At 43.1% G+C, this 895-nt stretch carries 1 protein-coding gene; it reads left to right on the top strand.

Going from position 1 to position 895, the window contains the following annotated elements:
• Positions 1-513: LPXTG cell wall anchor domain-containing protein (locus tag ACXM1Q_RS09290; RefSeq protein ID WP_458517811.1), on the top strand; the 513-nt coding region annotated here is incomplete at its 5' end.
• Between the last annotated feature and the right edge of the window lie 382 nt (positions 514-895).

Raw genomic sequence — 895 nt, 5'->3', positions numbered from 1 at the left:
CCAGGTGTAGACAACCCAGGAGACCGTCCACCAGTACCATATGATGAAACACCATTGGTACCAGAAGACAATCCACCGTTGCCATACATCCCAGGATATACACCGAAAGATCCAAATGGAAATCCATTGAAACCAGTTGATCCAAATGATCCAACCAAGGGTTACATTCCACCACCAATTGTGGATCCAAATAACCCAGGTGTAGACACTCCAATCCCTTATGAGAAGGATCCTGATCCTAAACCAGAGCCTAAGCCAACACCGGATCCAGAGCCTAGACCAGAACCAAAACCTGAACCTAAGCCAACACCGGATCCAGAGCCTAAGCCAGAACCTAAGCCTGAGCCGACACCAGCTCCAGTACCGGATTCTCCAGTTATGAAGCCAAGCTTTGTAGCAGAAGAACTTCCAGAAACTGGTGAGGAGTCCTCTTCAGCACTTGCAGCACTTGGAGTATCAATGCTCTTAGCAGCTGTAGGTTTGAAATCTCGTAAGCGTCGTGAGGAAGATTAGTCATTCTAATCCTATAGAATGTGGAGATTGTCACAAATCTTAAAAGACCTTGCCCAATCATTGGGCAAGGTCTTTTCAATGGTACGAAGGGAATGTCGGATATCTGAGGTGTAAGTCCTCCGTGGGTGCTTCCTATCGGTGAAGCTGATAGCAGATTTCAAGTCTGACTTATCGTGCGGTAGTGGATTCAAGCAGTCTGAGAATAGACTGTGTTAGGTCTGATGTAAGAATTTATAAACTCTCTCCAATTTTGTCTAATATAGTCATTTAGTTTTTAAATAGTATGTTATTGCATCAGTTATAGAGTCCATTTTACGAAGTAATTCTGTAACTGATTTTTTTAAAATAGCCCAGCTTTTTTCAATAGGATTTAATTCTGGAG

Source organism: Streptococcus sp. 10F2 (assembly GCF_054331515.2).
Note: the sequence above shows the minus strand (reverse complement) of the source record. Positions and strands in the feature narration are given on the sequence as shown.